Origin of the sequence: Roseovarius sp. MMSF_3359 (assembly GCF_030733385.1) — a bacterium.
Taxonomy (GTDB): Bacteria; Pseudomonadota; Alphaproteobacteria; order Rhodobacterales; family Rhodobacteraceae; genus Roseovarius.
The window spans coordinates 1-8,347 of the sequence record NZ_JASHJC010000033.1; the positions used below are offsets into that span (position 1 = coordinate 1).

Genomic DNA, 8,347 nt, shown 5'->3' on the forward strand with positions numbered 1-8,347 from the left:
GGTCAGGTAGGCCGGGCGCTTGTTGCGGAAGTCGATGTAGTAGGAATGTTCCCACACATCGCAGCCGAGCAGTGCCGGGCATCGCCCGACCGCGGGTGGGCGCACCCAGGTGGTGCATCGCACTTTATGGTGACGCATACCTCCAACGATGGTTGAGATTGAAACGCTGACGAAGCGCCCGTCCATGGGGCGGTCGGGCGCTGCCCGGCGGTGCTGCGCACCTTGATTCCGGGCGGGACCAATGTCCGCAATGGGCTCAATGCAGGCATTGACACTTGTGAAAAAAGAGACCCGCCAGCCATGGGGCTGACGGGTTAGCTTCGCCAAAAACGATCGGGATCACATTCGTGAGGCGACGTTTTCCCAGTTGACCAGTTTGTCGAGGAAGTTGGTCAGGTAGGCCGGGCGCTTGTTGCGGAAGTCGATGTAGTAGGAATGTTCCCACACATCGCAGCCGAGCAGTGCCGTCTGACCAAAGCAGAGCGGGTTGACGCCGTTTTCGGTCTTGGTCACTTTCAGGCCACCATCCTTGTCCTTCACAAGCCAGCACCAGCCCGAGCCGAACTGGCCGGCACCGGCAGCGCTGAACTGCGACTTGAACTCATCGACCGAGCCAAAGCTGTCCTTGAGCGCGCTTTCAAGTTCCGACGGCATCGACGACGCGCCCGGCCCCATCATCTCCCAAAACTGGTTGTGGTTCCAAAGTTGGCTGATGTTGTTGAAAATGCCCGACTGCGCGACCGCGCCCGCATCGTAGGTGCCGACGATGATCTCTTCCAGCGACTTACCTTCCCACTCGGTGCCCTCAATGGCCTTGTTGCCGTTGGTGACATAGGCGTTGTGGTGCAGATCATGATGGTACTCCAGCGTCTCCTTCGACATGCCGTTATCGGCCAGCGCGTCGTGGGCATAAGGAAGATCGGGAAGTTCAAAAGCCATTTTGGGCCCCCTGTTCGTTGGTTCAAAAATCCATGGCCCTACATGGTAGGGCTATGGGGTTAACGTCAACCCCGTTCTTCCGGTTCCACCCACAAGCGGGAATAGGTGGGCTTCGGACTAGCCTGGGATGATGAGCTGAGCACTTAATCCGCCTTGGTCTGGAATGAACGCAAATTAGTCCTTGATTGCGCCGCAAGTTGGCGTCGACCGATCGAGACTCTGCCCAGCCCCACACGGAGTACTTCAGGCAAGACGGTGGAGGGCAGATTTGGGAATGGTCCGTTGTAGCCTAAGGTGGATATCTCCATCCTGGGTCAAAAGCCGTGTGATTGCCAGACCGCGGGATGGCGATCAACCGTCGTCAAACGCGCTTTATCTTTGCCAAATCCGAAAAACCGCAATTCGGAGCGTAGCCTCACCAGATCGCCAGCCCTTGCGGGCGGTCTGGCGATCACGCGGCGGCGCTACGCGCCTTGATTCCGCGCGAGAAGTGAAAGTCGAGCTGCAGTTTCGTTCACAACGCCGGCAGGATGCAGATTTTCGCACCGAAGGGCTGCCTGCAAGGACTTTCAGCGCGCTACTCTGGTCTTTGCCGGTCAAGCGTTTTGCCAGGGGTCTTGCGGTTCCGGAGTTCTGCCGGGATCGCTCTCGAATGACGGCGGTCCCGGCGAAGACCACTGGGCAGTCAGCCGAGCAACCCGACCTCGCTGCCCGGCGCGGCAGCGCCCTTGAGCAGGTTGAAGACATACTCTGCGACCGAGCGGAAGCAGATGACCGTGGCGCTGCCATCCTCTCCGATCCAGAACGCTGCCGGGACCTGCGCCATGCGGGTCCGACGGATCATGCCGGGGGTGAAGGCATCGGCGCTCAGGTCCACGGGCGACAGTTTGGCAATCACCTCGCGGACACCCGTCCCCGACACGCGGAACACCGCGCGCGCGTCCGAGACGTTGACTGCCAGGTAGTGCTGCCCGGCAAGCGCCTTGTCGATGGCTGCGATCTTGTCCGTCACCTCACCGTAGGGCACCAGAGCCAGCAATTCGTCGGGCGACATCCAGGCCAGGGCGTTTTCGCCCGCGACCTTGACCTCCCGCTGCCCGGGCATCTCGGTCCCGGTCGCGTTGACCACCGCCTTCTTGACCTTGGCAGAGGCGAGATCACCACGCAGGGTGATCATACCGCAAAGACCCGCCTCTTCGACCTTGGCAAAACCGTCAAAGGATGCGCCCTGCAGCGCGCTGACCGGATTAGACATTCTGCTTCTCCCCGTCCTTGTCGTAGAAGATGGGATCGACGATTTTCGCTTTCACGACAGCGCCGTCCACCTTGGGAAAATCAATCACCTCGCCCATGCGGTCCGGCCCGTTATGGACCAGCCCCATCGCGATGCCCTTGTCGAGCGTCGGCGAATAGTAGGTCGAGGTCACGCGGCCCTGCACGTTCTTCTGACCGTTCTCGTTCGTACCCTCGCCCACGCAATAGGCGCCATCGGGCAGAACCGAGCCATCGACGGTCTCAAGCCCCACGAGTTTCCAGCGGTTCGGATCGGCCATATGGCTGCGCTCCTGCGCGCGTTTGCCAAGATAGTCGTCCTTCTTCTTGGAAATCGCCCACTGCATGTTGAGGTCCTGCGGGATCACCGTGCCATCGGTTTCGTCCCCGATCATGATGAAGCCCTTTTCGGCCCGCATCACGTGCAGCCCTTCGGTGCCATAGGGCGTGATGCCGTCCTCGGCGCCCACCGCCAACAGCAGGTCCCAGAACTCACGCCCCCGGCTGGCAGGTACGGCGATCTCGTAACTCAGCTCGCCCGAGAAAGAGATCCGGTAGGCCCGTGCCGGGATGCCGTCACCAATGGTGATATCGGCCCACGCCATGAACGGCAGCGCATCGGCGCTGATATCGGCATCGGTCAGCTTCTCCAGCGTCTTGCGCGCCTTGGGGCCGACCACGGCGATCTGGGCATATTGCTCGGTCACGTTGGCGGTATAGACTTTCCAGTCCCACCATTCGGTCTGCAGCCACTCTTCCATATGGCCGTGGATCGATTCCGCCCCACCGGTGGTGGTGTGGCAGAGGAACGTATCCTCGTCGATCCGCGCCACGACGCCGTCATCCATCAGGAAGCCGTTTTCGTTGCACATGAGGCCATAGCGGCAGCGCCCCGGTTTCAGCGTCGACATCATGTTGGTGTAGAGCATGTCGAGGAATTTGCCCGCATCTGGGCCCTTGACGATGATCTTGCCCAGGGTCGAGGCATCGAGCAGGCCGAGGCTCTCGCGGGTCTGGTTGATCTCGCGCTTGACCGCGTCGTGGTTGCTTTCACCCGGCTTGTGATAGCAGTACGGGCGCCGCCACTGACCGACGGGTTCGAAGAACGCGCCATTTTCCTCGTGCCAGGCATGGATCGGCGTCTTGCGAATGGGTTGGAACCGCTCATCGCGCGCCTCACCCGCAATCGCAGAGAGCGAAATCGGCGTATAAGGCGGGCGGAAGGTGGTGGTGCCGGTCTGCGGGATCGGCTGGTTCAGCGCATCCGACAGGATCGCGAGGCCGTTGATGTTGCTCAACTTGCCCTGATCCGTGGCCATCCCGAGCGTGGTGTAGCGTTTGGCGTGCTCGACGCTCTCAAAACCCTCGCGCGCGGCCAGTTGCACATCGCTGACCTTCACGTCGTTCTGATAGTCGAGCCAGGCTTTCATCCGCTTCTTGACGCCCGCCCCCTGCGGCATGAGCCAGACCGCGGCCATCGGCGCCTCTGTGATCCCTTGGACCGAGGGGGCCTTGCCCTTGCCCGGCTTATGGCCCGTGGCTTTGGCGGCGGCCTTCCCGGCGGCATCCGCATCGGCCAGAATACCGGACAGGTCCAGCGCCCCGTTGGCCGACCCGGCGGGGATCACGAAACCCTCACCATCGGCGCCGCGCGGCGGATTATCCACATCGGGCTGGAACATGGCAAAATCGTTGTTCCAGAGGAGCTTGCCGCCACAATGCGACCAGAGGTGCACAACCGGCGACCAGCCGCCCGACATCGCCACCGCATCGCAGTCGATGGTCTCAAGCACCGCACCTTCACCGGCCTGCGAGCAGACCTCGACGCCGGTGACCCGCTTGCCACCCTTCACCGCGGCCACGCCATGGCCCATCATCACGCGGATGCCCAGCGCCTTGGCCTGCGCCATCAGTGCGCTATCCTCGGGCAGAACCCGCGCATCCAGGATCACTGGGACGTCGAGGCCCAATGATTTAAGGGTGATTGCCGTACGGTAAGCATCGTCGTTATTGGTCACGACCACGGTGCGATCGCCGACCGAGACGCCGTAGTTGACCGCGTAATCGCGAATGGCCGAGGCCAGAAGCACGCCGGGGATATCATTCCCGGCAAAGCTGAGCGGACGTTCAATCGCACCCGTTGCGGTAACGATCTGCCCCGCGCGGATGCGCCACAGGCGGTGGCGGGGGCCATCAAGTTCGGGCTGGTGGTCCGTCACCCGTTCATACCCGATGAGGTAGCCGTGGTCATAGACCCCTGCCCCCATCATCCGGGTGCGCATCGTCACGTTATCGAGTTTTTCCAGCTCGGCGACGATTTCGTCCACGAACTTATCCACAGGGGTGCCGTTAACGTTTTCTTCACCTTCGTTAACGCCATGGCAATCGACCACGGCACGCCCGCCCCAATGGGCAGTCTGCTCCATCAGCAGAACCTTGGCACCCGCCTGCCCGGCGGCAAGCGCCGCCTGCAGCCCTGCAACACCGCCGCCGATGACGACCACATCGAAGAAGGCGTAGAAATGCTCATACGTATCCTGATCGCGGTCCTTCGGCGCTTTGCCCAGACCGGCGGATTTGCGGATAATCGGCTCGTAGACATGTTTCCAGAATGGCCGCGGGCTGATGAAAGTCTTGTAATAGAACCCCGCGGGCAAGAAGCGCGAGAGCTTGGTGTTGATCGCGCCCACGTCGAATTCGAGGCTGGGCCAGTGGTTCTGACTGGCGCAGGTCAGCCCATCGAAAAGCTCGGTCGTGGTGACCCGCTGGTTGGGCTCGAACTTCGCGCCCTCGCCGAGGCCGACAATGCCGTTGGGCTCTTCGGCGCCCGAGGCCACCACGCCCCGCGGACGGTGATACTTGAACGACCGGCCGATCAGCATCTGATCGTTGGCCAAGAGCGCCGAGGCGAGCGTGTCGCCCTCATACCCGCTGAGGCGTTTGCCGTTGAAGGTGAATTGATACGCGCGGTCCTTGTTGAGAAGGCGGCCGCCCGTGGCCAGACGTGTGCTCATGCGAACTCTCTCCAGCTCCAGCCCGGCCGTTTGGCCGAGATTTTGTCCTTGATCTCTTGCGGGGGCTCATAGGTCTGGGCGCTATAGGTGCCGAAAACCTCGAGCGTGACGGTGCAGCGGGCGGCGTGGAACCACTTGCCGCAACCATTGTTGTGCCGCCAGCGTTCGAAATGAACCCCTTTGGCGTTTTCCTTGGTGAACAGATAGCCGTGGAACTCATCCTCGGACGATCCGGGGCCAAAACGCTTGATATGCGCCTCGCCGCCCGCGTGAAACTCGGTTTCCTCGCCGGTGACGCCGCAACAGGGGCAGGTCAGGATCAGCATGATGCGCACTCCCGTTTCTCGTTGAACATGACGAAAAGGGCGCACGCCCGGAGGCGCCGCCCTGATCGCGAACTGAATCTTGTGGATGTGGTGTTATTCGCCGCCGGTGACGGCACCTTCGATGGCTTCGACGGCTTCGCCGCCACCTTCGATCGAGATGGTGACATCATCGCTGCCATCAAGGTCACCGCCGCCATAGACAATCCAGCCGAGCACACCGACCGCGACGACGAGTGCGCCGACGATGAAGGCGAGCATATTGCTGCTGGAACCGGACGTGGTTTGCGATTGGTCAGACATGACGATCCTCCGTTTTGCGTAGGTTTCATCATCTGAACGTCGGTGGCCCGAAAAAAGTTCCGGCAAATCACCTGGACCGCATCTTGGAAAGACACGCCAAGGGCGGGTACCGCATGGCCCCCGCCCAAGGCGTGTCCGTGAGTTTTGGTGTTATTCGATTGGTACTGTGCCGGCAGCTTCGCCGCCGGTTGAGCTTGTTGCACCGGCTTCGGGTTCAGCCGGGGCGATGACAGGCTCAGCGCCTGCACCGCCCGGATGTTGGACAGCGGTCGAGCCGCCGCCGAGAGAGCCGACAAGCACAAGCACCCCAAGGGCAGCCACAGCGACAAAGAGCCAAAGCAGGCCCGAGCCGGTGCTGCCGGTGTCAATTGCACCGCGCGAGAAGTTATGCGTGTCGCGCCACTGATCGTAGTTTGACATTGGATCGTCTCCTTTCCTTGCACAAACAAGGATGGGGACGCAGCCTGTGGTTGAGAAGAATAAGCGGAAATCCCCGGCTCAAACCGGCCAAACCCCGCGAATCCGGCGGCTCTGCCTCGGCTGGTATCCGCCCGAAGCGCATGCATGGCAGGAGCAGAGGGGACGCACATTAGTGGGCCACCCCGGCGGCGACGCTTTCGTCGATGAAACGGCCTTCGTAGAACCGGTTGAGGCCGAACGCCTCGGTCAGGGGTGAGTGGCCCTTGGCCATCAACTCGGCAAAGCCCCAGCCGGAGCCCGGGATTGCCTTGAAGCCGCCAGTGCCCCAGCCGCAGTTGATGAAAATGCCCTCGACCGGCGTGGTGCCTATGATGGGCGAGCGGTCACCGGTCACATCCACGATCCCGCCCCATTGCCGCAGCATCTTGAGGCGCGCGACCATCGGGAAGGTTTCGACCAGCGCGCGCACGGTTTCCTCAATATGGTGGAAACTACCCCGCTGGGTGTAGTTGTTGAAGCCATCCGTGCCGCCACCGATGACCATTTCACCCTTGTCGGACTGGCTCATGTAGCCATGCACAGTGTTGGCCATGACGACGCAATCCATGCAAGGCTTGATCGGCTCGCTGACCAGCGCCTGCAGCGCCACGGATTCGACCGGAAGCCGGAAACCGGCCATCCCCGCCACGTGCCCCGCATTGCCCGCGGCGACCATGCCGAGCTTGTTGCAGTCGATATCGCCCTTGTTGGTGGTCACGCCGATGACTTTGCCGCCCTCGGTCCGGACGCTGGTGACTTCGCATTTCTGGATGATGTGCATGCCCATGTCCGAGCACGCCCGCGCATAGCCCCAGGCCACCGCATCGTGACGTGCGGTGCCGCCGCGCGCCTGCCAGAGACCACCCAACACCGGGTAACGCGGCCCGTCGAGATTGATGATCGGCACAATTTCCTTGACCCGCGCGGGGGTAATGAACTCGGTCTTGACCCCTTGCAGCGCGTTGGCATGGGCCGTGCGCTTGTAGCCGCGCACCTCATGTTCGGTCTGGGCCAGCATGATTACGCCACGGGGCGAGAACATCACGTTGTAGTTCAGGTCCTGGCTCATCGTCTCGTAGAGCGAGCGGGCCTTTTCGTAGATCGCGGCGGAGGGATCCTGCAGATAGTTCGAGCGGATGATCGTGGTGTTCCGCCCGGTATTGCCGCCGCCCAGCCAGCCCTTTTCCAGCACCGCAACATTGGTGATGCCGAAATTCTTGCCGAGATAATAGGCGGTGGCCAGACCATGCCCACCCGCGCCGATGATGATGACGTCGTATTTCGGTTTCGGCTCGGGCGATGCCCAGGCGCGCTCCCATCCCATGTGGAAACGGGCGGCCTCGCGGGCGACGGCAAAAGCGGAATAACGTTTCATGCGCACTCTCGGGTTCGGGGTGGATTCGCAATTGGCAGCGGGTTGGGGCTGTAATGCGCCTAATCGTGGCGCAAAAGCACTCTGACGGCGGCACAAAACATCGAAATCGCGACATTGCGGCATCATGGCGCTGGTTTCGAAGGGGGCCTGCAGCGTGTTTGGCCTTTTTTCCCAAGGGGCGCGCGGCTACATGATGAGGAAGTCGAGGAGACATCATGGGTTTCTGGATCATCATAGCCTCACTATCGATCGGGGTCGGTGCGGTGTTGGCACTCACGCTCCTTCGGGGCCGCGCGGAGGCCGTGCCGCAGGCCGCCTATGACATGCAGGTCTACCGCGATCAGTTGAAAGAGGTGGACCGGGATCTGGCCCGCGGTGTGATCCCCGAAGCCGAGGCCGAAAGGGTGCGCACCGAGGTGTCGCGTCGCCTTCTGGCCGCCGATGCGCAGATGCGGGCGCAACAGGCCCCCTCCGGCCAGAGCGGCAAGGGATCTGCCGTCGTGGCCGTTGCGCTGATCGCGCTGATGCTCGGGGGGGCGCTGGCGCTTTACGGACAGATCGGTGCGCCGGGCTATCCCGATCTGCCGCTTGAGGCGCGCATTGCCGCCTCGGACCAGGCCCGGGCCGAACGGTTGAGCCAGGCGGAGGCCGAGGCAGAGGCC

At 62.2% G+C, this 8,347-nt stretch carries 9 protein-coding genes; 1 reads left to right on the plus strand and 8 read right to left on the minus strand.

Going from position 1 to position 8,347, the window contains the following annotated elements; all coding sequences use genetic code 11:
• From RBB29_RS22340 to RBB29_RS22220, 8 genes are all read right to left on the minus strand, one after another.
• On the minus strand, positions 1-138 hold a 138-nt coding region (locus tag RBB29_RS22340; RefSeq protein WP_371931543.1), incomplete at its 3' end, for a Fe-Mn family superoxide dismutase.
• Between the two features lie 201 nt (positions 139-339).
• On the minus strand, positions 340-939 hold the full coding sequence (locus RBB29_RS22190) for a superoxide dismutase (protein ID WP_306116691.1): 600 nt from the start codon (positions 937-939) through the stop codon (positions 340-342).
• A 685-nt stretch (positions 940-1,624) separates the two neighbouring features.
• Positions 1,625-2,194, minus strand: a complete 570-nt coding sequence (locus tag RBB29_RS22195) for a sarcosine oxidase subunit gamma (protein ID WP_306116690.1) — start codon at positions 2,192-2,194, stop codon at positions 1,625-1,627.
• Positions 2,187-5,225: a sarcosine oxidase subunit alpha family protein gene (locus RBB29_RS22200; protein WP_306116689.1), complete on the minus strand. Its 3,039-nt coding sequence runs from the start codon at positions 5,223-5,225 to the stop codon at positions 2,187-2,189. The genes RBB29_RS22195 and RBB29_RS22200 overlap by 8 nt, the downstream gene beginning before the upstream one ends.
• Complete coding sequence (locus RBB29_RS22205) at positions 5,222-5,551, minus strand: sarcosine oxidase subunit delta (protein WP_306116688.1); 330 nt, start codon at positions 5,549-5,551, stop codon at positions 5,222-5,224. The genes RBB29_RS22200 and RBB29_RS22205 overlap by 4 nt, the downstream gene beginning before the upstream one ends.
• Positions 5,552-5,644: 93 nt before the next feature.
• Positions 5,645-5,851 (minus strand): hypothetical protein, encoded by a 207-nt coding sequence (locus RBB29_RS22210; protein ID WP_306116687.1) that lies wholly within the window; start codon positions 5,849-5,851, stop codon positions 5,645-5,647.
• 150 nt (positions 5,852-6,001) lie between these two features.
• Entirely contained in the window at positions 6,002-6,271 is a 270-nt protein-coding gene (locus tag RBB29_RS22215) for a hypothetical protein (protein ID WP_306116686.1), read from the minus strand.
• 169 nt (positions 6,272-6,440) lie between these two features.
• Complete coding sequence (locus RBB29_RS22220) at positions 6,441-7,685, minus strand: sarcosine oxidase subunit beta family protein (protein ID WP_306116685.1); 1,245 nt, start codon at positions 7,683-7,685, stop codon at positions 6,441-6,443.
• 215 nt (positions 7,686-7,900) lie between these two features.
• On the opposite strand from RBB29_RS22220, the gene ccmI reads away from it, so the two are divergent.
• A partial coding sequence (gene ccmI / locus RBB29_RS22225) for a c-type cytochrome biogenesis protein CcmI (protein WP_306121227.1) occupies positions 7,901-8,347 on the plus strand: 447 nt, incomplete at its 3' end.